Source organism: Pseudoalteromonas haloplanktis ATCC 14393 (assembly GCF_000238355.1).
GTDB classification, from domain to species: Bacteria; Pseudomonadota; Gammaproteobacteria; order Enterobacterales; family Alteromonadaceae; genus Pseudoalteromonas; species Pseudoalteromonas haloplanktis.
Genome location: NZ_AHCA01000002.1, coordinates 409437 through 436388 on the forward strand (window position 1 = coordinate 409437; position 26952 = coordinate 436388).

Here is a 26952-nt window from a genome sequence, read left to right on the forward strand (position 1 = left end):
AATAAAGTGAACTGATAGCGTATTAACCTACAAACGAAGTTAACGATAAGTTAAAATGACAACGCTGTCAATAAGCTACTTTTATATTTTACAATCGAGATAATAACGCACTTTTACTCATTTGACACCGGTATCATAAAAATTATCTCAATTATTTTACTGCTAATTTTGTTGAACATTAGATACACTAACTGGTCTAGATGAAGAATTAATGAATAGAGCACTGCTAAGTCTACTCATAAATACTCATCGCAGGAACAAGACAACACTAAAACAATAACCTAAAAGTAACTCTATGAAAGTAACTATAAATGATGTAGCGAGACTCGCCGGAGTGTCGATGAAAACAGTTTCACGGGTGATCAACAAAGAACCTTCTGTTCGTAAAAAAACTTACGATATCGTGATGGAAGCTGTCAATGAGTTGAATTACCAACCTAACCTTGCAGCGCGAAATCTAGCCGGTACGTCATCATTTACTGTAGGTTTAGTCTATGACAACCCCAATGCCTATTATGTTATTGATATGCAAAATGGTGTGCTCTCTCGCTGCAAAGACGAAGGCTATGAATTGGTGATCCACCCTTGTACTTACACTGATGCCAATATGGAAGCAGACTTTATCACTATGATAAAACGCTCTCGTCTAGCAGGGCTTGTACTCACCCCTCCATTATCAGAGCAAAGTAGCATCACTAATTTGTTAGATGAATTAAATATTCACTACGTTCGCGTCCTATCTGGGCGACCCACTGATGATGATCAAGATACCTGTATTTATGTAAACGATTACAAAGCCGCGTATGAAATCACTACTCATTTACTTGCACATGGCCATGAAAATATAGGCTTCATTTGTGGTGATAAAGAGCATAAATCCACATCAGAGCGTCTTGAAGGCTATAAAGCCGCACTGGCAGATCATCAAGTAAAATTTAACTGTGACTTTGTGTATGATGGTAAGTACTCTTTTGAATCTGGTGTTGAAGGCGCAAAAACATTACTAGCCGACAACAACAAACTGGCGATCACCGCCATCTTAGGTGGTAACGATGAAATGGCCGCTGGAGCCTTGTTTGCATCACGCTTAATGGGTATCGCTATTCCTGAGCAATTATCCATTACCGGCTTTGAGGATTCACCCTTCTCACGCCAGACATGGCCAAAACTAACCACCGCACACCAAGCAAATGATATTATATCTCAACATGCAGCACGCTTGCTCTTCACAAAAACCCGAGGGGCACGCAATCAAGATAAAGACATCATTACTTCGTTTACTCCCTCTATTGTTGTAAGAGAAAGCTCAGGACCCAAACAATAGCATTGCCACGTTACTAACAACAATAAAGGCGCTTGTAAGCGCCTTTATTGTTGTTAGGCACTTTTAATTAAAGTAATGCCATACCACCGCTGAGGTTATACACTTGGGTAAAGCCAAGTTGAGATAAATTAGTAGCCGCTTGTTTTGAGCGATTACCACTGCGACAAAGTAAAATATATTTATTTTGCGTATTCAATTGCCCATCTACCAACGCATTTGCCATTCTACTAAGCGGAATATTCATCACACGATCAGGGGTAATTGCTAATTGCTGAGAAATATCATTAGCGCCATGCTCATAGGGTTCTCGGGTATCAATTAAATGGACATCTGCAAGTATTAACATTTCTTTCGCTTGCGCTGCATTTACCTCATACGCTGTACTGTGCTGTAAACTATCTGCATAGCCGCACAAAGTTGCAAATTTCGATAGGTTGCACTCGTCACTGTGGTGTTTTTGCTGTGAGAATTCGGCATCTGTTATTTCATTCGTTAATAGTGCCTTCAATAACGGTGTCTGCTGTTGTTGCACTTGCCAATTAATCGCAAAACATTGCTGGTAATCATGCCCTGAGCAGATCACTGTCGAATTGTCCAAGCATTGAGATAGTTGCCGTAATGAATGTGCCATCACTAACGCATTACCACCATCAATAGCTGTATTACCAAGCCCTGCTGGAAGCAGTAGATCGCCACAAAAGCAGAAGCGTACTTGGTGTGAGTCATTACACTTTAATAAATAACTAACACTATCTTCACTGTGACCTGGTGTTGCGATCCGTTCTATTGTGCACTCTGACAATTCAATCCGATCCTGTGAAATTGGCCAACCTAATTGATCTGTGTCAGCAAAACTGAACTTTAGGGCTTGTGCTAACAACGCTGTTGCAGCACAGCGTTCTTGATGTGCGTGAGTATCTAAAATCGCTGCTACAGTTAAATTTTGGGTATGCACTATTTTTTCAAGGCGTGGAATGAGCTCTACAATCGGATCAATAATCACCGCGTGCTTATTTTGGCTGACATAAAGCCAACAACATGCACCTTGGTGTCTAAATTGAGTGAGTCCTAAGGCACATACTTCTTGCAACGGTAATGATGAATCAGACACCATTAAACAGTTTGCTTGTAATATAGGTTTAAGTGAACGAATACGTGTACAAGCTGTGGTTATTTCAGCTTGGGTTGTCGCAGGTCCAAATGATAAACGTATTGCATTTTCACTACGCCAATCACTCACCCCCATAGCATCAAGAACAAAGCTGCGACTCGCCCCTGAGCTACACGCAGAGCCGCCACTGATACGAATACCGGCCGCATCAAATAAATCCATTACTTCTTTGCTGCTTAGTTCATCAACCGAAAAGTTTAAAGTGGTTGGTACTGATAAATCAAAGTCATGGTTAAATGTTAAACTGCCGAAGGTATCAACTAACGCATGCTGCAATTGTTCACGGTAGCTATGCAACACATCAAGTGATTTAAACGTGTCGTTTGCTTTATCAAGTAATAAGGAAAATAATTTGTTAAGTCCTGCAATACCGGGTAAGTTTTCAGTGCCTGATCGCATCCCACTTTCTTGGCCCCCCCCAGCAATAAATGGGGTGTATGCACTGCCTTGACGAATATACAACACACCAATCCCCTTAGGTGCATAGAGCTTGTGGCCTGAAAAAGGCGCATAGTCTATACTGGTATCACTTAAAGCAAGTGCCGTTTTACCTAAAGCTTGTACACAATCAACCATCCAAGCAACGTCAGCATTATGACTGCGAATTACTGCTTCAATGGCCGTTAAATCTTGATAAACACCGGTTTCATTATTTACAGCCATAGTACAAATCATCAATGCATTTCTAGCATGCTCAGCGATAAATTCTAAGTCTAATAGACCATCATTTGAAACAGGTATCGCAAGCACTTTAGCGTTAATGCCTAATACGCTATTCCAGTGTATTAATGTATTTGGTACCGCTTTATGCTCAGTTGCACCATATAATAAAACGGGGTTTTTAATAGTGTGATTTTTAGCAGCAATTAACGTCGACACAACAGCCGTTTGAATGCCTTCTGTCGCCCCTGAAGTAAATAAAATACCCCCCTGCTGCGCGCCAATGACATCACGCGCTTTTTGACGAGTTTGCTCTAATAAATGCTTAGCTTGAATGCCAGTAATATGTGAAGAAGACGGATTACCAAAGCAAATTTGCATGGTGTGTGACACAACCTCGGCAATACAAGGTAGCACGGGAGTCGTTGCGTTTGCATCAAGGTAAATTTGTGACGAAGTGTCAGTAGGGAATAATAGATCAGACATTAAAAAACGCACCATATTACTAAAAGATATATCTTATAACCCATTCTACATAAAATTAATGCATTGCGTAATAATCAATTAGTCTCTCAAGTGCGTTATCTATGCTATTTATGACTAAAGCTAGTTTTCTTCGCTCGCGACTTCTTCATATTTAGTTGACCAAGCGTTGAGTAGCGCTTTCACTAGAGAAGCGAGTGGGATGGCAAAAAACACCCCCCAAAATCCCCATAAACCACCAAAAAACAATACTGCGACAATAATAAACACTGGATTTAAATCAACCGCTTCAGAAAACAGTAACGGCACTAATACATTGCCATCTAGCGCCTGAATAACGCCATAAATAATTAATATCGTCCAAAATTGTGTTTCTAAACCAAACTGAAATAGTGCTACAGCTGCAACCGGAATAGTCACTAAAGCCGCGCCCACAAACGGAATGAGCACCGATAGACCAACCAATACACCTAATAACGCGGCATAGCGTAAATCAAAAATAGTGAACGCGATAAACGAGACAGCACCAACAATCAAAATTTCAAACACTTTGCCACGAATATAATTCATGATCTGCTGGTTCATTTCGTGCCACACCTGCAATATTAATCGACGCTGTTTTGGTATCAGTTTTTCAGCACTGCCGATCAATTCAAGCTTATCTTTGAGCATAAAGAACACTAGTAGGGGCACCAAAATTAGGTAAATAAGCCAAGCCACGACATCTTTTAATGACGTTAAAGACACCGATAACAGCACTTGACCAAATTCAATGGCTTTAGTTTCGACACTTGTGACCACTGACTGTACTTGCTCTGCACTAATTAAACTGGGGTACTGCTCAGGTAAATGCAATAAGAAAGACTTTCCTTGCTCTATCATGTGTGGCGTTTCTTGTACTAGGTTACTAGCTTGCTGCCAAAGAACAGGCCCCATACCAATAACTAAAGTCAACATTAAACCTGAAAAAATCAACATCACGATAATAGTAGCAGTAAAACGATGCAAGCCAAGCCGCTCTATGTGCGCTACTGGCCAATCAAGTAGATAGGCAATGACCAATGCAATTAATACCGGTACGATAAACGCACCAAAGAAATAAAACATTGCCATTAGCGCCAGTAGTAAAAATAATAACGTCACAGAATGTGGATCTGAAAACTTCCTTTCATACCACGTTTTTACATATTCAAACACGATTTAGCTCCACGATTAACAACCCATGTTGTTGCTCTAATTGGTAAAGGTAATGATTTTTTTGCAAAAAACGTTCAATATCTCGAGTCGATTGATGCGCCAAAAAAGTGAACTTAATAGCTTGCTCAGTTTTGACCGCTTCGCGTAATGCTAACTTAAATTGTATAAATTGCTGTGGGCATGTAAATCCTCGCAAATCTTGTTCTAGCATAACCAATTATCTACTCTATAAAAATGAATAATAAGTCTCATATCAGCGGTGTTGATAACAAATGTAACTTTTTCTTAAAACACGCATCGCAATAGTTTATCCTTATAACATAATTTGTAGTAAGGATAAGTTAATGTCTGGTACGCATAATAAAGCGCAACTACCCAGTAATCCAACGCTTAAAGAAATTAACTGGTATAAAAAACAAATAAATTGGGGCGAACTCCCGCCTTTCTATCACTTGGTGGCCTCATCTGTTAGTGAGTCAGAGGGGATATTAGAGCATGGTTTTGATAATGCAGTGAAAAGAATCATTGATAAACGTAATTGGAACCTCGATCTATTAGACGGACATGAAGACACTTTTGGAGAAATTCACTGTGTTAATAAACCACGGATTGCGTTACATCAAGTATTCACAGACAGAGGCTTCGAATTGTGGGCTCTACCCTACGCTAAAGACGCCACAATAGATACTTACGTAAAAGATAACCGATTCATGGAGTTTAAAGAGTGGGATCCGGTTTCAATGAAAAGCTTGATCCGCATTAATCAATTACATAAATTTATTGGCTTTTACTTTGAGCGTGGGGATAAAGCAGATAAGGCGCTTATTTTACACGCACATAAAGTTGTGCATAAAATCATTAGTTTTTTACAAAGAGAATTGAACGTTGTAAAGCTAGATGGGGTCACAATCAAAGAGTTATATCAATTATGCGAACGAGACAGCAGAGCATGCAGTGACGAAATTGACATTGCAAAACTGATGCTCGGTGAAAACCAAAACAAGGAATAAAATGCAGCTTAAATCAGCCTTTATTACATTATTCAGTACACTTTTAACATTTAGTGTGCTGGTAAGTGAGCCATTAAAGGCGCAATCCAGTTTTACACTACCTGATCTTGGTACTTCAGCATTACAAGCCTTACCTCTTGAAAAAGAACAAGCGATTGGTAAAGTGATGATGATGCAAATTCGTGGCTCTTCGCCAGTCATTAACGACCCAGTGCTTGATGAATACTTAACCACACTTGGCCGAAAACTGGTGGCCAGTGCCAATGATGTACGTTTTCCATTTTCATTTTTTTGGATCAACAACCCTGAAATAAATGCATTTGCTTTTTATGGTGGGCATGTAGGTGTACACACAGGCTTAATTGCACAATCGGATAATGAGAGCCAATTTGCTTCGGTATTAGGGCACGAAATAGCTCACGTAACACAGCGCCACCTTGCACGCCGCTTGCAACAGCAGCAAGATAACAGCGCAATGACAATCGCTGGGATGATTGCTGGTATTTTAGCGACTGTGGTATCACCCGATGCGGGGATTGCAATTATTTCAGCAAGTCAAACACAAAGTGCATTTAGCCAATTAACTCACAGTCGCTCTGCGGAGCAAGAAGCTGATCGTATTGGTATGCAAACGCTCAATAACGCAGGGTTTGACCCCTACGCTTCGAGTGAGTTTTTAACTAAACTTGCAGCGCAAATTCGTTACAAATATAAACCACCGGCATTTTTACTGACTCACCCATTGCCAGAGAGCCGAGTTTCAGATGTTCGTTTGCGCGCGCAACAATTTGAAAAACGACAACTTCCAGATAGCTTGGATTTTAATCTTGCCAAAAGTCGAGTGGTTGCTCGTTATCACCATAAACCCGAAGCGGCAGAAAACTTATTCAGAAAACTCATTCGTGAAAACAGTTTCTATAATACAACGGCACTTAACTATGGTTTAGGTATTAGTTTATTGGATCAAAAAAAGCTTGATGAAGCCGCTTCAATTTTAGACAAGCTTTTAACGTCTGATCCTAAAAATTTATTTTATATTGATACACATACCGATTTATTGATCGCACAAAATAAAGCCGATGAAGCAGTAAAGTTTTTAGCTACATTGCATGACAATCGTCCCAACAATCAAGTCATTACATTAAACTACGCAAATGCCGCCATAGAAGCTAAACAATATGATCTTGCAGTGACTATTTTAAAGTCATTTTTGCTGGAAAAGCCTGAGCATAATTTAGGCATGCAATTATTAACGGATGCTTACAAAAAGCAAGAAAACTTAGCTGCTTACCACGAGTCGAATGCTGAAGTATTAGCGCAATATGGCGCCTATTTAAAAGCCGCTGACGAAGTTCAAAAAGCACTTAATTTTGTCGAACCGCAAGAACTAATTAAACAACAGCGCCTCAAAGCACTGCTAACTCAATACCGACAAATGCAAAAAGAGCTCGCGAGACTTTAAGTCTCGCGCTGCTTGCCCTAAAATAGCCCTACTTTATCTAATTGGATTGTTACTATGTCTGTTACTATTTTTCATAATCCACGTTGCTCAAAATCACGTGAAACTTTGGCCCTACTTGAACAAAAATCGATTCAACCAGATATCATCGAATATTTAAAAACACCACTTAGCACTGAGCAGATCAGTACTTTAGTGCAGCAGTTAGGGTTTTCATCAGCACGTGAATTAATGCGTACCAAAGAAGATATCTACAAAGAACTAGACCTTAAAAATGAGCATGATGAAAGTGCTTTAATCGCCGCAATGCAAGCTCACCCTAAGCTAATTGAGCGCCCAATTGTCATTAACGACAATAAAGCAGCATTGGGCCGTCCACCTGAAAACGTCCTAAGCGTACTTTAATGAGCACGACTATCGTTGTTTTGTATCACTCAAGTCATGGCTCAGTTGCCGCCATGGCTCATGAGATAGCAGAATCAGTTGAATATCAAGGTGCCACGGCACTGCTGCGTACTTTTGAAAAAAGAGAACCTCACGATATCGTGATCAGTAAAGATGATTTGATTCAATGTGATGGTTTAGCATTTGGCACCCCTACGCGGTTTGGTATGATGGCCGCCCAAGCAAAAGCATTTTGGGAAACCACCAGCGATATCTGGCTTAAAGGGCAGTTAATCGATAAACCTGCGTGTGTGTTTTCATCTTCAAGCAGTATGCATGGCGGAAACGAAGCAACCTTGCTTAACCTGTCATTACCCCTGTTACATCATGGCATGATGTTACTAGGTGTACCTTACGAAGTGCCTGAATTACTTGCAACACAAACCGGTGGGACTCCGTATGGTGCAAGCCATGTAGCGGGTTCACAAAATAGTGCTCAATTGAGTAAAGACGAAATAAAAATTTGTCAAAGCGTTGGTCAACGCCTAGTTAAAATCACGAGAAAATTACAATGACAACCCGCAGCGATGTAACTCCACAACTAACGCCGAAAAAAGCCATCACAGTTCGCTTCCAGCGTATTGCTATTATCGGCTATGTTGGCCTATTACTGCTTATGCCACTTTGGTTATTTTTAATTGCTCCTAGAGAGGGCCACAGTAACGGCTTTATTTTTACTGTGTATATTTTACCGTTATTACTACCACTAAAAGGCATAATTCAAGATAAGCCCTACACCTACGCATGGGCTAATTTCATCGTTATGTTCTACTTTATTCATGGTTTTACACTACTATGGGTCGCACAAGATCAATTGCTATGGGTATTATTAGAGTTATTATTTGCCAGTATGATGTTTATTGGTTGCACATATTATGCGCGCCATCGCGGCCAAGAACTAGGACTGAAAATTCGTAAATTAAAAGATGAATTAGCACAAGAAAAAGCAGAGCAAGAATACGATAGAAAAAATCGTTAACCCGATATATATAACAAAAAACGCGCCAATTGGCGCGTTTTTTATATAAAATATGAACTACACAACCTCACTCAATGTTGCAAGTGCAACGATGCTCGCTAAGCCTAGTTGCGCGATTAAGCTAAAAAATGAAAAACAGCGTAATACAAACAAGCCCCATGGGTGCTTTAAATGAGGGTATAATGCGCAGCGTTTTAAACTCATTGCAAAAAAGAAACAGACGATTGCCAACATAGTTAAGCACAGCGTCAACTCACTTTTGATTGCTATCGAATCATCAAAAAAGAAAAACAGCTGCAATGGTAATAACAGTGTCACTATCGCATGTAAACCATGAACTTTCTTAATTCGTGAAAACTGCCCTTCTGGCGATAATTCCTTGATGCCAAAGTCTCGTTCGAGACACTTAACTAATTGAGTAGCTTTAACACTCACGGCTAAACGATAGCAACTTAACCCATCACTATTACGCGCTCGAAAATCATACCCCGACTTCAATAACAGTACCATCAGCGGTTCATTTTTTGCTAATACAGCATAATGTAAAGCACTGTTACCAAGCACATCACGTTGTTTTTTATCTTGCTTATCTAAAAGGGTCTGTACTAAATTAACAAAGCCTTTTTCAACTGCCCACATGAAAGCCGTTTTACCATTGTCATCCGCAAGCGTTCCTGTTGCTCCTTGCTCTATAAACCGCATAGCCATTGTTTGCTTAGCCGTTTTAACACTTAAGTGTGCCAGCAATGCTTGTTCTAGTAACACCACAGAGTCAACTTCAGGCGATACTTGGGTCAGCAAGGTAAAATAATCTTTACCGCTGGCCACTTTTTGCGCAGCTAAATCACTAAGCGTACTTACATCATCAATTGCATCTGGAATAAAGCTGCTTAACCGCTCTCTAAAATCAACTTCTTTCCATAAAGCCAATGCATCTTCTGCCGTCATTTTACTGCCCGCATTAAGTACATGCTCAATCACTGTAAAATAGCGTTTTGAAAATAACTGAGACAGTAATGTGATCGGTGTTTTTATCGTTGTTTGCGCAGCAACACCCGCATATTTTTCAAGACGTTGACACAGTAATAACACGAGGCCTTCGGGGCTGTAATCGTTGTCAAAATAGTAGTTTTTTGCTGCTAAAATATATTGCTGAGCCGCTTCATCATACTCACAAATATGTTGAAAAAAACACTCTTCAAATGGCTCGAGGGGAGTTAACCAGGTTAGGTAATAAATAGGCGGTAATACAGTGGTACATACACCGTCATCTTCTTCTGTCGAGCGACATGCAGGCCATGCTTCTAAAGCGTCTAAAATGAATGCACCGTTTTGCTCAATAAGTCCTTTGACTAGTAACGGGTATTCTTTCGGCCAAATAAGTACATTTTCCATTAAAAAAACACAACTCCAGTGTCTGTCTTGCTCGGTACAAAGGTCAGTTGATAAGTTTAACAACTAAAAACTGACACTGCGCTTAATATAATTATATGTGCTCTGCTAATTAAAAATGCAAGAGGTTACATTGGCGTTTATTCTAGCATACCCAAAACCACACGCTATAGACAAACAATGTGATTTTAAAAGAAAATAACAAAGCGGCACGGTGTTTTCACAGCGTGCCGCTTTTGGTTGGAGACGTACTTAAAAAGATTACTTACTATTAAGTTCAGCTATAACTTGATCAAGCCCAACCTCTGAAATTCGTTGGATCACTTCTTTTTGTTTTGCACTAAGTAATGAGATACCCTCAGCAACAATGTCGTACACTTTCCAGCTGCCATCTTTGCCTTGACGAAGCTTAAAATGTAGGTCAATGGTGGGCGCATTATCATCAATGATTTGTGTCTTTACCGTGGCAAAATCACCTGCTGTTGTGTCACTGCTTTCTTCAAACTTGATTTCTTGACCAGTATATTTCATTAACGCACTTGCATATGTTGTGGTTAAGTAATGCTCTACCGCACTGATGAATGCAGTCGCTTGTTCACGCTCAATCCCTTTTATATGCTTACCTAACAACTTATAAGACACAAATTTAATATCAATGTTAGGCATTAAATACTGTTCAACAATCTGCGCCATGTCATTTTTACTTGCACTACCTTGACTGTTTATTTTGCCAATTTCGCTAAACAGCTGATCACCTACTTGGGTGAGCAACTGGTGTGGTGACGGTTGAGACTGCGCGAACAGTGAAGCACTAAAAAAAAGTGAAACAACTAAAAAAAAACGGCTAAATAAAGTCATTGTTGAAAATTCCTAAGTAAATCTTATAGGGTAATTTACGCTGTCTATAAGAGATTAAAAAGACACAAAATGGCACCTTATTAATGCCAATCTGGCACCAATAGATTTAATCTTTTTATTTCATCTTGTTAGCTAAACTCTTGCATAAATGCACAGAGTCTGTGAATTTATGCTACTTGAATTAACATTCTTCTCGCCCTTACTTTGTAAATATCATTCACACCATAAGAGCTTTATTAATGTTGCTTAAGAAACTCACCTTAGTAGTTTTAGTCTTAACTTTCATGTCCAGTGGTTTATCCTATGCCAGCGATTCCATGCTTTCGCCTCACGGTTATGCGATTGATTACATTCAGGGTGAAGGTGATGTGAAAGGAATAAAATTAGCATATCAGTATCATCCTGAGCCCCTACAATCACTGTTTAAGAATACTCATATTTACTTAGAATCAAGTATTAACTTTTGGCAATATGGTACTGAAAATAATCATCAGACCAATACCGTGCTCGCTTTGTCGCCTGTATTTCAATACCCAATCGGGTCAGTGGCAGGCATCCCTCTTTTTTTTGAAGCAGGAATTGGGGTTTCATTAATTAATGACACTCATTTTGCTGGCAAAGACGTAAGTACCCACTACCAATTTGAAGACCGCCTCGGCTTTGTGGCTGACTTTGGAAAAACCAAAGCCGCACTACGTTATTTACATTATTCAAATGCAGGCTTTAAAAGTCCAAACCCCGGGCTTGATTTTATTTCTCTGTCGTTAGCAAGGCGTTTTTAATTCCAATCGTGTTAAGTTACTGACCATTTATAGCGACAGATAAATGGAGTGATAACAAGGCATAAATTTTGACATGTAGTTGTTCTACACGAAAAATTTATAACGCAGTTAGCGCTTTATTTAGCCCGCTAGAATGGTTAAATATTTAAGTCGATTGGTATAAGGTGCATAATATCGGCTAAACTAGCTAAAAATTAATTTATCACTACACGTTATGCAGATTTGGCAAGTCCTGATTATTATAGTTGTGCTCGCAGTTATTATCGGCAATATCATGCTATTAAAGCACTCAGCAAAAATTGGCTTTAAAATCCCGGATAAAAAAGCAGACACCAAACAGCAAAAAAAGCCCTAACCGAGTAGGGCCTTGCTCGTAGAGGATGCTCTTTAACCTATTTTAGTTCAGCTCTGAGCTCTTTAGCTGCTTTAACCATGTTATCGAGCGCTTGTCGCGTCTCTTCCCAGCCACGAGTTTTCAAACCACAGTCTGGATTAACCCACAAGCGTTCAACCGGTATTTTTCGCGCCGCTTTGTGGATCAGGGTTTTTATCCACTGGATGTCTGGCACATTTGGCGTATGAATATCATATACCCCAGGGCCGATATCATTTGGATATGCAAACCCCTCAAATGCGTCAAGTAATTCCATGTTTGAGCGTGACGTTTCTATGGTGATCACATCAGCATCCATATTTGCAATCGCTGCAATGATGTCGTTAAACTCGGCGTAGCACATGTGGGTATGAATTTGCGTTTCATCTTTTACGCCGCTGGCCGACACTCTAAATGCATACGCAGCCCACTCTAAATAGGCTTGCCACTGGCTTACTTTTAGCGGCATGCCCTCACGAAATGCTGGTTCATCAATTTGAATAATTTTGATACCCGCATTTTGTAAGTCTAGCACTCCATCTCGCAGTGCAAGTGCAATTTGCTTGGCAATGGTTGCTTTATCTAAGTCATCTCGGATGAATGACCAAAATAATAAAGTCACAGGACCTGTTAGCATGCCTTTCATTTTCTTGTCTGTTAGGGATTGTGCATAGTGAATCCATTCAATCGTCATTGGTTTTTCACGGGACACATCGCCCCAAATTACTGGAGGTTTCACACAGCGAGTACCGTAGCTCTGCACCCAGCCAAATTGAGTAAAAGCAAAACCTTCAAGAAGCTCACCAAAATATTCAACCATATCGTTACGCTCAGCTTCTCCATGGACTAACACATCAAGGTCAAGCGCTTCTTGCTCTTTAACTGCGTAGCGAATTTCTGCTGCCATTTGCAATTGGTATTGTAAAGTTGATAACTTACCAGCTTTAAAATCACGACGGGCTTGGCGAATAGTGTGTGTTTGTGCAAATGAGCCAATCGTTGTGGTAGGTAATAATGGTAAGTTAAGTGCCGCGCGTTGCTTAGCGATACGTTGAGTAAATGAGCTATTACGCTGACCATCTGCTACCGCTAATGCACTGACACGTTGTTGTACAGTAAGGTTATTCACACTTTTTGATGTCAAACGCGCTTTTATCGGCGCGCAATAACTTTGCAACGCACTGATATCATGACTGATTAGTGTGGCTTTTAATAATGCCAGCTCTTGTCCCTTTTGCTTAGAAAATGCAAGCCACGCACGTAACTCATTATCTAGTTCTTGTTCTTGCTCTAAATCCACAGGGGTATGTAACAACGAGCATGATGGTGCAAGCCATAAGTTATCGCCTCGCTTTGCGGCAATGTTTTTGATCTTCGCATAAGTAGTCTCTAAGTCAGTGCGCCAAATATTACGCCCATCGACGACGCCAAGTGACAGCACTTGCGCTGAACTAAGCAGTGAGTCGAGTTTTAGCATATCAACATCACTAGTAACACAATCAAAGTGCACGCCCTCAACGGGGTAACTCGCAATATCGGTATAATAATCACTCACCGAATCAAAATAGCTGGCAAGTAGTAATTTTACACCTTGCCCTGCTAATGCACTGCAACTTACTTTTAGTGCATCTCGATACTCTTGCGTGAGCTCAAGAGTCAAAATAGGTTCATCAATTTGCACCCATTCAACCCCTTGCACGGCAAGTTTAGCCAATACTTGTTGATAAACAGGCAGTAGCTTTTCGAGTAGACTTAATTTATCAAACTCTTGACCTGCACATTTAGCCAAATAAAGATAAGTAACTGGGCCGACTAACACCGCTTTCGCTTGATGGCCTAATTTTTGTGCTTGTTCCACCTGCTCAAATAATTCACTCCACGTTAACTGAAATTGCTGATCGCAGCTAAGCTCTGGCACAATATAATGATAGTTAGTGTTAAACCACTTAGTCATTTCGCTTGCTGCACACGCGCAGCCAGTAGGTGCACGGCCCCGACCAATACGAAATAAAGTATCCAGATCGACGCTACCACATGCTTTTCTATGACGCTCAGGGATCGCCCCCACTAACAAACTAGTTGCCAATACATGGTCGTACCAAGCAAAGTCACCAACAGGTAATAGCTCAACCCCCGCACTGGCCTGCAGTGCCCAATTTTCTTCACGAATAGTCTCACCTTGCGCTAGTAGCTGCGTTTGAGTGATATTCCCCGCCCAATAGGATTCAACTGCAAATTTCAGTTCGCGTTTTTTACCTACGCGTGGAAAACCCAAGTTATGTAATCGTGCCATGTGATGCCATCTCCATTTAGCTGTTTAGATGGCTAAAATTTACGCTCGTGATTATGATCAGACAACTGATGCTTTCTCAGTTTCAACTTGAGGTAAATTCATGAAAATAATTTTAAAAATATCTAATAACATAATGACAACGCTGTCAATTTTAGTGCTATAGTAAAGTTGTAAAATTTACGTAAAACAAGTGAGATTATTTAGCCATCTAGACGTTGAAGCATCTTCAATAAAAGCGTACTATGTCTGTAATCTGAGTTAGACTCACTTTTACCATGAGAATTATTAAAGATGATTGATGTAAAACATTTAAAGACCATCGCAACCTTGAAAGAAACCGGTTCTTTGGTGAATACTGCGCGGGAATTATTTTTGACTCAATCAGCTTTATCTCATCAAATCAAAGATTTAGAGAATAAGCTTGATTGCCAACTGTTTGAGCGTAAAACACAACCCGTACGTTTTACTCCCCAGGGTATGCTGTTGCTAGAGCTTGCAAACGAAGTATTGCCTCGCGTTGAAGCAACTAAGTGCCGTTTGAAAGAAAGCCTTAACCAACCCATTTCACAATTACGCCTAAGTGTAGAATGCCACGCCTGCTTCCATTGGTTGCTACCGACGATTAAAGAGTTCAATAACTTTTGGCCAGATATTAAAGTGGATTACGAACGCGGCTTTAGTTATGACGCTATACCCGACCTGCTCAACGATGAACTGGATTTAGTATTAACCTCAGATATTCGTGAGCCAGATAAACTTGAGTACGCACATTTATTTGATTTTAAACTTAAGCTAATTGTTGCGCCTGATCATGAACTGGCAAAAAAAGCCTATGTCACGGCGCTTGATCTAAAAAACGAAACCATTATTTCGTACCCTATTCCTCGTGAACGTCAGGATATATTTAAGCATTTCATTCAAAATGCACGTTTTGACGGTACATTAAAAACGGTTGATCAAGGCTTATTAATTTTTCAGCTGGTGAGTGCTGGAATGGGGGTCGCAGCATTACCTGATTGGTTAGTCACACCTTACGAAAGCCAAGGGCTGATAAAATCGATTCCGCTGGGAGCACTTGGGTTAACTCGCCCTATGTACTTAGCAATGAAGAAAAATATGAAAGATAACCCAGTCTATCGTCACTTTTTAAATACTTGTAAGTTAAATAACGGTCGATAAAATAACAGTTACGCAGTAGCATACAAAAAACCCTTTTATGTGTGCTACTGTAATGTTTGAATTAAAAAAAATCCTCGGCGCAATGCTCATGCCGTTACCTTTTTTAGGCATGCTGTGCTTTATTACTTTGATTATCGCTTTGCGCACCAATAAGTTCAGCGCGTATATTGGTATCATTGCAATCAGCTGTTTATTGCTTATCAGCACCCCTTTTATTGGCCAAAAAATAATAGATCCGGCCACACAATTAAAATACACCTTTCCCTCAAGTAAGCAGCCAATACTCGATAAAATTGTAGTGCTTGGTTGTGATGTAAACCCCAACCCACAGCTGAATGCTAATAGTCAACTCGGCAATTGTGCTAAAAGCCGCTTAATTGAAGGCTTGCGACTAGCTAACATCTATCCTAATGCGCAACTTATTGTTTCAGGCGGAGGCTATGGGAAAGTCACAAATAGTAGCTTGATGCAACAAACAGCTATTAGCTTAGGCATTGCAGCTGCGCGTATAAAACAAAACCCCGCAGCGATGGATACCGCCGACGAAGCAAAACTGTTAGCTCCAACACTTGTTGATTTTAAAGTGGCACTGGTCACCTCAGCCAGTCACATGGCCCGGGCAAGCAATTTATTCAATGCTCAAGGCGTTGATGTGATCCCTGCGGCTACGGATTTTCATGACTTTAATGCTTGGCCGGCTCATAAACAATATATTCCAAACGCAGACGTACTGTTGGCAATAAGTCGTGATATGTATGAAAAGATAGCTCTATGCTGGATAACTTTACGCCGCTGGATTGACCCAGAGGCGCTATAAATCAAGCTCAGCGTTATACTGGGTTATCGATGTCAATAAAGGTTACGTCAAAGCCATGATGCTCAGCCAATAATTCACCGAGTGCTTTAATACCATAGCGCTCGGTGGCGTGATGGCCTGCGGCAAAAAAGTCAATCCCTTGCTCTCGAGAGCTATGAATCGTTTGCTCAGATGCCTCACCAGTCAAGTAAGCGTCTATGCCTTGGTTTGCAGCTAAATCAATATACCCTTGCCCACCACCGGTGCACCAAGCAATAGTTTCAATTGGCTCATCACGCACTGAACTAACCAACGGCTCTCGATCTAATACTTTTGCAATTTTTTGTGCGAAATCCTCAGCACTTAGCGGGGTTTTTAATCGCCCTTTTACCGCGACACTATTTGCCATAGGTTCTAAACCTGCGGTCATTTCTAAATCAAGTAATAAAGCAAGTTGTGCGTTATTGCCTATCTCTGGGTGCACATCTAGCGGTAAATGATAGGCAAATAAATTGATATCATGGTTGAGCAGCGACGCTATACGACGTTTTTTCATACCCGTAATGGGGTGTGCTTCCCCTTTCCAAAAATAACCATGGTGAACTAATATTGTATCTGCCCCCTGAGCAATTGCTGCATCTATCAGTGCTTGACTGGCAGTGACACCTGTCACAATTTTTTTAACCTGTTCTCGCCCCTCAATTTGTAATCCATTAGGACAAAAATCTTGGATAGTGTCAGGTTTTAAAATAGTGTTTAATAAGTGGTTAAATTCTCTGCGCTGCATTTTATTATTCCAGATTGGCGTTAAATTCTGTGCAAATTTTGGCGTTTATAGGGCTAAAATGGAAGGAAAATCGCAAAAAATTGAAAAGTAAGTCAAAAATAGGTATAAATAAATATTCTCAATCTGTGTTTACAACGTATAGGGCCTCTGATGAGCAAACTAGACAAAACAGAAGTATTAAATGCCTTTGAAGCAGCATATGAAGCAGCCAATGGTAAGAAACCTGAAATAACCACTAAACCTGGTTGGTACAGCATCGATGGCGGAAAAAACTTACGCCTTGCAGATGTTGCTGAATTAACTGAGCAGTTAACATCAGGCGCACCGTCTGACAAACCTGCCGCTAAAGCGCCGGCTAAAAAAACTAAAACTAAAGCAGCTCCCGCTAAAGCAACTGTTAAAAAAGCACCATTTACGGTTACAACAGCGAATGAAGATGGCTACACAGCCGAAGAGTTTTGGATTGTGTACCTCGCTGAAAAAGATCACGATTGTCGTCTACCTCGCGGCGTAGTGTAAGCTTTTAGTCTATTAAAAAAACCGCTTTTAAGCGGTTTTTTTATCTGCCACAAAGTGTGCAAACTTTTTATTTATACTATTTGAAAATGATCCACACAGCACAATGAATACCGTACCAAACAACACTGGCATCAGCAAAAAGTCCCAACTTTGCCCGCTTAATATAACCAAAATAGGGTTTGCTCCCGCCGCAGGATGAATGGTATCTGTAAGCATCATCGCTGTAATCGCCAAGCCAGTAGCGACTGCAATGCTAACTGGATCAACACCCACAAAATTCACAAAAACAACACCAATTAACGCCGTCAAAAAATGCCCTACAATCACGTTTTTTGCTTTTGCCAGTGGGCTCTGGGGTACGCCAAACACTAACACTGCAGTGGCGCCAAAAGGGGCCATTAACCAAATACCATAATTTCCTAAACTTTCTAAATACGCCAGTACCAATAAAGTCATTGCAGAAAATACACCTGCACAGAGTGCTTTATAAAATGAATAGTTCATAATTATCCCCCAAAGGTAGACCGACCTGTCTACACACAACAATATAGACAAGTCGGTCTACTTGTGTCAAGCTTATATTTTCAGGAGTAAGCATGGATAAACGCACCCATATAATAAATACTGCGCTGGATGCCTTCTATCAAAAAGGCATCCACAGTGTCGGTATTAACGAAATACTCAAACTTGCAAATGTGGCAAAAAAAACGCTTTATAACCATTTTGTAAGTAAAGAAGAGCTGGTATGTGCATGCCTAGAGCTCAGAGATCAACGGTTTAATACATGGCTAAGTAAGCAAATAGTAAACTGTACAACACCACAACACCTTGCCAGGGCATTATTTGCAGCTATCGCAAGTTGGATAGATAATAAAGCGCCTGAGCTTGGTGATTTTAATGGCTGTTTTTTTATTAATACAGCGGCCGAATACCCTCAGTCTGATCACCCAATTGCTAAGCTGTGCGCAGCACATAAACACGCGGTATTAAACCTGCTCATTGACACGCTCAGTCAAACTACGCAATTGCAAAATCAGCCCGCTAAAGCAATCGAGTTGGCGCAATTACTAATGACCCTAAAAGAAGGCATGATCTGCCAAGCCCGCGTCACACATACCACTAATCACTTTTTACAAAGCCCTGAGTTGTTATGTCGATTAATGGATGTACAAGCATAAAAAAGCGGCTAGTGAAGCCGCTTAAGTTATAGTCCAAAAATAAGTTAACTATTACTGCTCAAAGTACAGTTTATCGCGCTGTTTTTGGCCAATCTCATTCATGGTTGCAGCATCAAACAAGCGACCATTGATCATAGTGTAATCTACTTTATCCGTATCACGGATATTGGTCAGCGGATTGCCATTAATCACGATTAAATCGGCAAGCTTGCCAACTTCTAACGAGCCAATATTTTTATCAAGGCCTATGTATTTAGCTGGATCAAGCGTCGCGGCGCGAATTGCCTCAAGAGGTGTCATACCGCCTTGCGCAAACATCCAGATCTCCCAATGCGCGGCAAGCCCTTCTCGCTGGCCATGGGCACCTAAATTCACTACTACCCCTAAATCTTGCAGCTCTTTTGCTACGCGAGCATTATTAAAGTGATTATAGTGGTGATCGGGTGCTTTAACACGACGCATTGAACGCGGAAGCAGTTGATTTTTCGGCACAAATTTACTCAAGCGAGGGTGATTCCACACGTCAGTTTTATCATACCAATAGTTTTCCCCCCAAATACCACCATACGCAACACCTAACGTGGGCGTATATCCCACATCACTTTGCGACCAAAGCTGTTTAATATCATCGTAAATGTTTGCTACGGGTATTGAATGCTCAATACCCGTATGACCATCGACTACCATAGTCAAGTTATGTTGTAATAATGAACCACCTTCTGGCACCACCATCATCTCAAGCTCTCTACCCGCTTCAATTACTTGCTGGCGTTGCTCACGGCGAGGCTGGTTATATGACTTAACACTAAATGCGCCGACTTTCTTTAAACGTTCTAGATGGAATTTAGCATCGTCTAACGAATCGATATGCGAGGTATAACCAGGCATATTGGCGCCATACAAAATAGTGCCGGTTGAGAAAATACGCGGGCCAACAATACTCCCCGCTTTTTGCATTTCGCTGGCTGCAAAAATTTCCGTTGTATCATTTGATGGATCGTGAATAGTGGTGACACCCAACGATAAACCAGCTAAGTTTTTCCAATTTTGCTCAGGAATGATTTCATCACTACCTTGTGAGCCATGTGCATGAGCATCAACAATCCCTGGCATAATGGTTTTACCAGTGACATCAATCACTTTCGCGCCTTTTGGAATGCTCACCTCAGCTGCATTACCAACGGCTTTAATATGCTTACCATCAGTGAGCAGTACGCCATTTTCAATAACTTGCTCACCTTGCATTGTGATTATGCGCGCCCCTGTAAGCGCGATCATGCCTTTGGGTTCAGCCATTTTGCTGGTAAAACCAATATTTTCACCACTTTTAACTTTGAAGTCAGCATCATCTGATTTATTAATATCAAACAAACCCGCTAAGCTAGCGTGGTAAAGCTCAGGGCCTAAGCTCCAATACAGTTTATCGCTATTAGTGCTCCAGCTGATACTCTCACCAGCGCGTACAGATAACTGTTCGATTGGGAATTGGCTGTCTTTAGGGCCTATATTAATAGTTTTACCACTTTGCACTAAAGGAGTAACAAACACTTTAAAGCGCTCTGCAAAGGCTAAGTATTTGCCATCCGGCGATACTCTAAACTCGGTGGCATGCTCAGATTCATATAATTTAGAGATTTTTTTAGAATCCAACTCAATCATGCTCAATGTGGGCTTTGGCCAAGGACTCATTACATAAATGCGATCATTTTCTGCTGCAAATTGTGGCTGATAACCACTTTTAGTAATAAGTTCTGCTTTACCACCTTTGCTACTAACGGCATATATACCCGGGTGCAAAGACCAATCAGGGTTTAAAATACTACCGCCAGAGGCTTTACGATACACAACAGTTTTACCATCAGGACTAAACGTTGGTTCAACATATTTACCCGGCTCAGAGGTTATATCATCACCGCGACCGCTACGTGCTGATACAACACGAACAGCACCTTGCTCGTTATCATCCCATGTTACGTAAACAATTTTTTTACCATCACGCGAAAACTGTGGAAACAACTCAAAATGGTCGTCCTGCTTTGTTAAACGCTTGATTTTTCCTGATTCTAAATCACGTTTATAAATATGCCCTAATGCTTCAAAAATAGCCGTTTCACCATCAGGCGAAACTTGCACATTACGGAGCATTTTTACGTCAAACTCATCACTGTCAATGTTCTGTGTAAAGCGCACTGCTTTTTGTATTTTCTTACTGGTTTTAACTGCAAATGGCACGGTTTCTACATCGCCATCGCCCACATTCAGCTTGTGGATAGTCCCCCCGGCCCAAAACACCAATTCTTCATTATTAGGCGTCCATGCAATCGTTGGATACACACCATGGATGGCCCACGTTTCTTGCATGTCACGTTCAAGTTTATCGTATAACTTAGTGTGCTTACCGCTGGTTAAGTCATATAAATACAGGCTCGTTTGGAAGTCATCACGCTTAATATACGCCAGTTTTTTTCCATCTGGGGAAGGGGTTGGACGAATTGCACCTCCTACCCCATCAATAATCGTCTCGATCTCACCGGTTTGGCGATCATAACGTTTGATTTTATAAATACCTGCGACAGAATCCTTTGAATAATGGAAAGTTTTCCCCGGTGTAGCATCATGAGAAAAATACACATAACGACCATCAGGTGAAAACATTGGCTCGCCTAAATCTTTTTGGTCATCCGCGCGTTTAGTTAGTTGTACACCTTTACCACCCGCTTTGTGATAAAGCCAGACTTCACCAGCACCGAGTGAACGAGTTGCAGTAAAGTGTTTACGTGCAACTATGTAGTCGCCATCAGGGCTCCAAGCAGGGCTATTGAGTAGACGAAACGTTTCATCAGTCACTGGCGTTTGGTTTTCACCATTTAAATCCATTAACCAGATATTATCGCCACCACCTTGATCTGAGGTAAACGCAATGTGCTTTCCGTCAGGGCTAAACCGTGGCTGCATTTGCCATGCAATATCAGATGTAAGTTGTACCGCAGTGCCACCAGCTAGCGGCATAGTATAAATATCACCCAGCAAATCAAACACGATGGTTTTACCATCAGGGCTGACATCGACATTCATCCACGTGCCTTGTGAGACACTAATGCTCGCATCAAGAAATTGTCCTTGTGGGGCATCTACTTGCCACTTTTCATCATTGTTATCTTGTGCCTGAGCTTGACCATATAAGGCCAATGACACTGCAACAGCCATCGCTGTATGTAGCATTGTTTTCATTACATTCTCGCTTGTTCTTGTTGTTTATTAACCTAAACTCTGGTTAAGAGATTTATTAAGAGTGATTGCAACAAAATCAGCAACAAGTTACCAGTGATATCTGATAAAGCGCAGTTATTTGGCGGTTAATGCCATTTTATCGGGTCAAATTGGTAATAACCGACCAGCAAACTATATATTTCAGGATCGTAATGGCGCAACTCGGCAGGTTTTTCAAGAAAGGTTTCTGTGATCACGGCAAAAAATTCAGCTTCATTGGTCGCGCCATAACTATGAATAACATGAGGCATGTTATAAGCCACATGAGTTTTTAACTGGTTAAAAGCACGGCTAAAAACACGCCCCCACTGTTGATAATCAGCTTGTTTAGCTAATAACGGTGTGCCCGTTGTTTTCCCTGTTTCTTGATCAAGCTGATGTGCAAATTCATGAAACACTAAATTATGGCCGTCACTTGGCAAGCGGTTCCCTTCTAATACATCATGCCAACTCAGTACTAAAGTGCCGCCTGGCCATGACTCTCCTTGGCGCACTGTATTGTGATAACTCACCAACCCGGCGCTGTCACGTGACGTTTGCGGGGCATAATATGCACTTGGATAAAGCAAAATTTCTTTTACATTTTGGTATAAAGGCCAAGGCTTATTGAGCACTAAAACGCATGCATCAGCAGCAACAATTAACTTCATCGCCTCATTGAGTTTTAAGCCATCGCAGCCGATAAAGCGTTTTTCATTTAAAAACCAGACAATATGGCGCTCTAACTTCTCTCGTTCGCTATCGGTCATTCTTTGGTAAATTGGCATACAACGTAGTAGCAAGGCTTTTTGTTTATCGTCTAAACGGAAGTCTTGATATTTCCTTTGCCACAATCGATTTTGAATGACAGGCCATTGCCAATAAACAACGACAAACGCAATCAGCGCCAGCATTAATAATCCGTTGACCATATGAGTGTCCACTTAAAAGCTATGCTGTATTAATATGTCCATTAGCTGACAAATTCAATTAGTTTACGGTAAATAAAAAGCCGCATATCCATTGAGGAGCTGCGGCTACTTGTAGTTAACCTCTGTTATACACTGCAATTTACAAACAGCAAAGCACTACAATCAACGATACAGTGGCTGCCATGCACAAGTACGATAGCCATTACGTTCAAAGTAGAAACGGTTACAGTTATCGTCATAGTTACTAGTGCCGACATCGATACGATGGCCACTAATGTACTGATTGTGCAATGACACCTGTTGACCGTTATATAACAAAGTGAAATGTACGTGTGGGCCTGACGATTGCCCACCTTCACATAGCGCTTGGTTATAGCTATTAGCATAACGGCCAAGCCATGCACCAGGTTGCACATAATCGCCACTGTTATATTGTAAGTTAGACATATGATAGTAGTTAGTTGAGTAACCACTAGAATGCGTTACACGGATATTACACGATGAAAAACGTGTAACTGTGCCTCCATGAGCCGCTTGTACATAGGGCGTATTACTTCCCCAACCTCCTGAACCATTATTAAAATCAAGTGATGAGTATGGATACCCTGAACCTGTATTGGAGTGGGCTCCACCGCTATACCAGTAACCAGATGGCCAGGGTAGATCCATAGAAAAACTAGCAGCTAGAGCTTGCTGATCAATACTGTGTATCTCATTGTTTGGTGAACGTTGTAATTGGACACTACTATCTGGAAATAAGCTGTCAAAAGTCGCTAAAAAGTCGATTAAATTGCTACTAACATGATTAGCCTTCCCTTTTTCCACAGCCAATTTCTTACGTTTATTAAGCATACTAACCAAAGCTGCTGTTGCAGCAGTACTGCTATTTACGCTCGCCGAATTGGTTATCGCCGTACGCGTAGATTGTGATTCTTTTGCCGTAACTTGGCTTTCTTGCCATTGCTTAAAAGCATAAAACCGCTGACTTAATTTTGTAGTCACATCTTCTACTTGGGCATCAAAACCCTGCTCATCAGATAAACCTGATAAAGGGTTATTGAAATCAGCATCTGGGTTTGAAAGTAACCCACTTTGCTGCTCAATTAAGGCCAAAATAATTTTCGGATTAATACTCGTAAAGCCCGCCCAATGTAAAATAAGTTCTTGTTTATCTTGTAGTGCAGGGGCATATAATGCAAAAAAGTTATCCCAATCTTCATTTAATAAAGCATTATTAAATACAAACTGAGTATCATCAACAGCCAGTAAAGCATTTAATTTTAGTGATTCAATAGACTCGGCTGTAAAGGAAAAATTATCGTGTTTATGACCTTCTGCAAGTACCGCAGGTGAGATACCTAAGACACCTGCGAGTGCGAGGGTAATTATATTATTTTTCATCTTTTGTTCCTTGTATAAATATCAAAAAGATCCCTAACTGGGAACAAAAGGTATAGCATCAAGGTTAAATAAATGTTAATAAAATGTTTTTATGTTTACATTAACATATTTTATGTACCTGATATGGTGTGGCCTGTAGCAGGTTTTCTCAACTAAAAACAAAATGCACAAAAAGCGCACAATTCAAGGGCTAAACACTATCCCTATAATGATCTAACAGCGATAGAGATAACTTTAATTAAGAACTTTGGCTAACGAGAGGTATAGCTGAAAAAGGGTAGAGTAGCATCTACCCCTTTAAAACGAGCTAAGGTTTAAAGTACAGGCAAGGTAATTTGACCCCTGACTACTTCTGAACTTCCTTTTACGGAGTATTCATACCCAAAAGTAATATCATTTTTATTACCGATTTGGTTATCTTCTAATCTATCCAGAGGATAGCTAAAGTTTTGACGATACCACTTACCATCAGTTAAGCTAGTATAAAAAGCAACATTATATTGTACACCTTGAATGCTTTCATTAACTGCAACTGATGCAGTATAGTGAAGATCTAGGTTACGGGTATACTCTGCAATAATTGGATACTCTTCATACACTGATACTGCTGTACCATTAATAGTATAACCCGTTAAAGTTAATTTTAGATAACTTAGAGTATCAATCGATTCTGGAAAATACATATAACCATTTGGCGAAGTAGACCCCGATGCAGCTTCTCCAGCCGTATTTTTTTCAACAATACGATTACCTGCGGTAAAACCGTTATTGTTATCAAATTTTAATGTATTAATATCAAACACAGCTTGGTCAGCAACTGTCATCTCTTTAGTGAAATCAAAATCAACGATTTTATTTGTCGATTTATCAAATACCTTTTCTAATGCGTACCTATAATTTCCTGCTGTAAGAATCTCTTGTGGTAATACCGTTACAAAAGTACTGTTAAACTTACTCGTTGCTGAAGTTTGGACTAGTTTATCAGCGAATGAAATATAAGTAACGCCTGGGGGAACAAAGTCATCTGCCTTATCGTTACCTTTAATCACCGTAAAATGGTTTTTCTTAATGAGCGTTGTTTTATCTGCAACTAACTCGATTGGTGAATCAACTAGTAAATACAAACCTTGAGTTACGGTGTCTGTAACTGAGCTCACCAGACTAACCGTCGAGCCGGCAGTATATTTATAAGGCTTTACAACTAATGATAAAACTCCATTTTCTAACTCATAAAAACCATCTAAATGACCAAATGACGCATCTACGTTAACACCATCATTTATAGGTGATAAATTGATTTCACTACTGCCGTAACTATTACCATTAGCATCAGTAAAGCTTGGTAAAAGCAACTTCATTTTTGAACTACCTTGATATTCAAAAACATATTCTTTTGCCTGTGCATCGAAAGTCGCAGGCGTCTCTTTAGTTAAGCTTTTTAATGAAACTAAATCTAATGAATCAAATGTATTGCCAAACTCATCTATCACAGCTATACGAACTTGAAACTCTGTATTTTCAATAGTTTTAGAGACATATAACGTGTTACCTTGCATTAAACTTGCAATAGTTAGGTAGTTATAACTATCGAAACCATGTTGATAAATAAAATCATCAATTGAATCATTATCAACATCAAGATCCATTGCCAGACTTTTTTCGAAACCTTTCACTTTGCTGATTGAGTACCTGCCTGTGTTTTCGTCGTACGTAGAACGAATGAAATGTTCATTACGATTTGAAAATTCATCATACATATTAAACGCAGTAGAAATACTGTAGCTAAATTCAAGTCCCGCCACAGGGGTATTTTCACCATTCAGTAATACTTCAAACTCTACGGTTTCAGCATTCGAAACCTCTAAACGTCCTAATTGGGCAATACCATAATTTGTCTTACCGTAAAAAGCACGCTCCTGAAAAGAGCCATCAACACTTGAAACAAGAAGAACATAGTCTGAATATTGCGGTAACTCATTCAATTCAAATAAGCCATTTGAGACAGCTACAGGCTCGCTCCAATCATTACCAATTTTAATTGATACTTGAGCATTATTAACAGACTCGCCTGTTAATAAGTGTGTAACTGAACCTGTTAATGTTACATTTTCAAGCTCAGCTTGAGCATTATTATTTTCAATTGCAGCTACTATGTCGTCATTATTTTCTTTAACGTCTAGACAACCAGAAAGAAAGAAACTTGATGAGATGGCAAGTGCGATAGCGGATTTTTTTAACATTTGAACTCCATGTATTTATTTTTTTACCCGTAACGGGCTCATCCAAAGTATACAGGAGCATTTGCTGACGGCAAAACACATAATCCAAAATGCAGGCTTTAAATACCTAATCACAATACAGGCTGTTCACTTATTAACCAGCACTGTTTTTAATTGTATTTTATTGCAGCAATTTATGTAAAGTAAAGAGCTCCTTACGATAATAAGTATTAAGGGAATATCTAAACATCAATTACTTTATACCGA

At 40.2% G+C, this 26952-nt stretch carries 24 protein-coding genes; 12 read left to right on the top strand and 12 right to left on the bottom strand.

Going from position 1 to position 26952, the window contains the following annotated elements; all coding sequences use genetic code 11:
• Positions 1–295 precede the first annotated feature (295 nt).
• Entirely contained in the window at positions 296–1324 is a 1029-nt protein-coding gene (locus tag PHAL_RS0105960; protein ID WP_016707510.1) for a LacI family DNA-binding transcriptional regulator, read from the top strand.
• A gap of 67 nt (positions 1325–1391) precedes the next feature.
• On the opposite strand, the gene PHAL_RS0105965 is transcribed toward PHAL_RS0105960, so the two are convergent.
• From PHAL_RS0105965 to PHAL_RS0105975, 3 genes are all read right to left on the bottom strand, one after another.
• Entirely contained in the window at positions 1392–3641 is a 2250-nt protein-coding gene (locus PHAL_RS0105965; RefSeq protein WP_029216047.1) for an aminotransferase class V-fold PLP-dependent enzyme, read from the bottom strand.
• Positions 3642–3761: 120 nt separating this feature from the next.
• Entirely contained in the window at positions 3762–4835 is a 1074-nt protein-coding gene (locus tag PHAL_RS0105970; protein WP_016707512.1) for an AI-2E family transporter, read from the bottom strand.
• Complete coding sequence (locus PHAL_RS0105975) at positions 4828–5046, bottom strand: sulfurtransferase TusA family protein (protein WP_016707513.1); 219 nt, start codon at positions 5044–5046, stop codon at positions 4828–4830. Before PHAL_RS0105975 ends, PHAL_RS0105970 begins: the two co-directional genes overlap by 8 nt.
• 133 nt (positions 5047–5179) lie before the next feature.
• Between PHAL_RS0105975 and PHAL_RS0105980 the strand changes: the two genes are divergently transcribed.
• From PHAL_RS0105980 to PHAL_RS0106000, 5 genes are read left to right on the top strand one after another with little or no spacing between them, the layout of a single operon-like run.
• Positions 5180–5845: a hypothetical protein gene (locus tag PHAL_RS0105980; protein ID WP_016707514.1), complete on the top strand. Its 666-nt coding sequence runs from the start codon at positions 5180–5182 to the stop codon at positions 5843–5845.
• A 1-nt stretch (position 5846) separates the two neighbouring features.
• Positions 5847–7307, top strand: coding sequence for a M48 family metalloprotease (locus tag PHAL_RS0105985; RefSeq protein WP_016707515.1), 1461 nt, complete (start codon positions 5847–5849; stop codon positions 7305–7307).
• Positions 7308–7361: 54 nt separating this feature from the next.
• Positions 7362–7709 carry an arsenate reductase (glutaredoxin) gene (gene arsC, locus PHAL_RS0105990; protein WP_016707516.1) on the top strand — a complete coding sequence of 116 codons (348 nt, stop codon included), beginning with the start codon at positions 7362–7364 and terminating at the stop codon, positions 7707–7709.
• A complete protein-coding gene (gene wrbA / locus PHAL_RS0105995; RefSeq protein WP_016707517.1) occupies positions 7709–8263 on the top strand; it encodes an NAD(P)H:quinone oxidoreductase in 555 nt (184 codons plus the stop codon). Before arsC ends, wrbA begins: the two co-directional genes overlap by 1 nt.
• On the top strand, positions 8260–8727 hold the full coding sequence (locus PHAL_RS0106000) for a DUF2069 domain-containing protein (RefSeq protein ID WP_016707518.1): 468 nt from the start codon (positions 8260–8262) through the stop codon (positions 8725–8727). The genes wrbA and PHAL_RS0106000 overlap by 4 nt, the downstream gene beginning before the upstream one ends.
• Before the next feature lie 57 nt (positions 8728–8784).
• On the opposite strand, the gene PHAL_RS0106005 is transcribed toward PHAL_RS0106000, so the two are convergent.
• Positions 8785–10122: an ankyrin repeat domain-containing protein gene (locus tag PHAL_RS0106005; RefSeq protein ID WP_016707519.1), complete on the bottom strand. Its 1338-nt coding sequence runs from the start codon at positions 10120–10122 to the stop codon at positions 8785–8787.
• 258 nt (positions 10123–10380) lie between these two features.
• Positions 10381–10977, bottom strand: coding sequence for an MlaC/ttg2D family ABC transporter substrate-binding protein (locus tag PHAL_RS0106010; protein WP_016707520.1), 597 nt, complete (start codon positions 10975–10977; stop codon positions 10381–10383).
• A gap of 239 nt (positions 10978–11216) precedes the next feature.
• On the opposite strand from PHAL_RS0106010, the gene PHAL_RS0106015 reads away from it, so the two are divergent.
• Positions 11217–11759: an acyloxyacyl hydrolase gene (locus PHAL_RS0106015; RefSeq protein ID WP_016707521.1), complete on the top strand. Its 543-nt coding sequence runs from the start codon at positions 11217–11219 to the stop codon at positions 11757–11759.
• 214 nt (positions 11760–11973) lie between these two features.
• Entirely contained in the window at positions 11974–12114 is a 141-nt protein-coding gene (locus PHAL_RS24635; RefSeq protein ID WP_016707522.1) for a DUF2897 family protein, read from the top strand.
• A gap of 37 nt (positions 12115–12151) precedes the next feature.
• Here the strand turns inward: PHAL_RS24635 and metE are convergent, their stop codons facing one another.
• A complete protein-coding gene (gene metE / locus PHAL_RS0106025) occupies positions 12152–14425 on the bottom strand; it encodes a 5-methyltetrahydropteroyltriglutamate--homocysteine S-methyltransferase (protein ID WP_016707523.1) in 2274 nt (757 codons plus the stop codon).
• 291 nt (positions 14426–14716) lie between these two features.
• Between metE and PHAL_RS0106030 the strand changes: the two genes are divergently transcribed.
• Together PHAL_RS0106030 and PHAL_RS0106035 are read left to right on the top strand one after the other, a co-directional pair.
• A complete protein-coding gene (locus PHAL_RS0106030) occupies positions 14717–15604 on the top strand; it encodes a LysR substrate-binding domain-containing protein (protein WP_016707524.1) in 888 nt (295 codons plus the stop codon).
• Between the two features lie 52 nt (positions 15605–15656).
• The gene (locus PHAL_RS0106035) at positions 15657–16421 is read left to right on the top strand and encodes a YdcF family protein (RefSeq protein ID WP_016707525.1); all 765 of its coding nucleotides are present in this window, start codon (positions 15657–15659) and stop codon (positions 16419–16421) included.
• A gap of 13 nt (positions 16422–16434) precedes the next feature.
• Here the strand turns inward: PHAL_RS0106035 and PHAL_RS0106040 are convergent, their stop codons facing one another.
• Entirely contained in the window at positions 16435–17187 is a 753-nt protein-coding gene (locus PHAL_RS0106040) for a Nif3-like dinuclear metal center hexameric protein (protein WP_016707526.1), read from the bottom strand.
• Positions 17188–17337: 150 nt separating this feature from the next.
• On the opposite strand from PHAL_RS0106040, the gene PHAL_RS0106045 reads away from it, so the two are divergent.
• Positions 17338–17706: a hypothetical protein gene (locus tag PHAL_RS0106045; protein ID WP_016707527.1), complete on the top strand. Its 369-nt coding sequence runs from the start codon at positions 17338–17340 to the stop codon at positions 17704–17706.
• A 27-nt stretch (positions 17707–17733) separates the two neighbouring features.
• On the opposite strand, the gene PHAL_RS0106050 is transcribed toward PHAL_RS0106045, so the two are convergent.
• The gene (locus PHAL_RS0106050; RefSeq protein WP_016707528.1) at positions 17734–18210 is read right to left on the bottom strand and encodes an HPP family protein; all 477 of its coding nucleotides are present in this window, start codon (positions 18208–18210) and stop codon (positions 17734–17736) included.
• Positions 18211–18302: 92 nt separating this feature from the next.
• Here PHAL_RS0106050 and PHAL_RS0106055 point away from each other — a divergent pair, with 92 nt between their 5' ends.
• Positions 18303–18884 carry a TetR/AcrR family transcriptional regulator gene (locus PHAL_RS0106055; protein ID WP_016707529.1) on the top strand — a complete coding sequence of 194 codons (582 nt, stop codon included), beginning with the start codon at positions 18303–18305 and terminating at the stop codon, positions 18882–18884.
• 51 nt (positions 18885–18935) lie between these two features.
• Here the strand turns inward: PHAL_RS0106055 and PHAL_RS0106060 are convergent, their stop codons facing one another.
• The 4 genes from PHAL_RS0106060 to PHAL_RS0106075 form a co-directional block, all read right to left on the bottom strand.
• Entirely contained in the window at positions 18936–22115 is a 3180-nt protein-coding gene (locus tag PHAL_RS0106060; protein ID WP_016707530.1) for an amidohydrolase family protein, read from the bottom strand.
• 125 nt (positions 22116–22240) lie between these two features.
• On the bottom strand, positions 22241–23065 hold the full coding sequence (locus PHAL_RS0106065; protein WP_016707531.1) for a M90 family metallopeptidase: 825 nt from the start codon (positions 23063–23065) through the stop codon (positions 22241–22243).
• Between the two features lie 162 nt (positions 23066–23227).
• On the bottom strand, positions 23228–24466 hold the full coding sequence (locus PHAL_RS0106070) for a M23 family metallopeptidase (protein ID WP_016707532.1): 1239 nt from the start codon (positions 24464–24466) through the stop codon (positions 23228–23230).
• Positions 24467–24780: 314 nt separating this feature from the next.
• Complete coding sequence (locus PHAL_RS0106075; protein ID WP_016707533.1) at positions 24781–26706, bottom strand: hypothetical protein; 1926 nt, start codon at positions 26704–26706, stop codon at positions 24781–24783.
• Positions 26707–26952 lie beyond the last annotated feature (246 nt).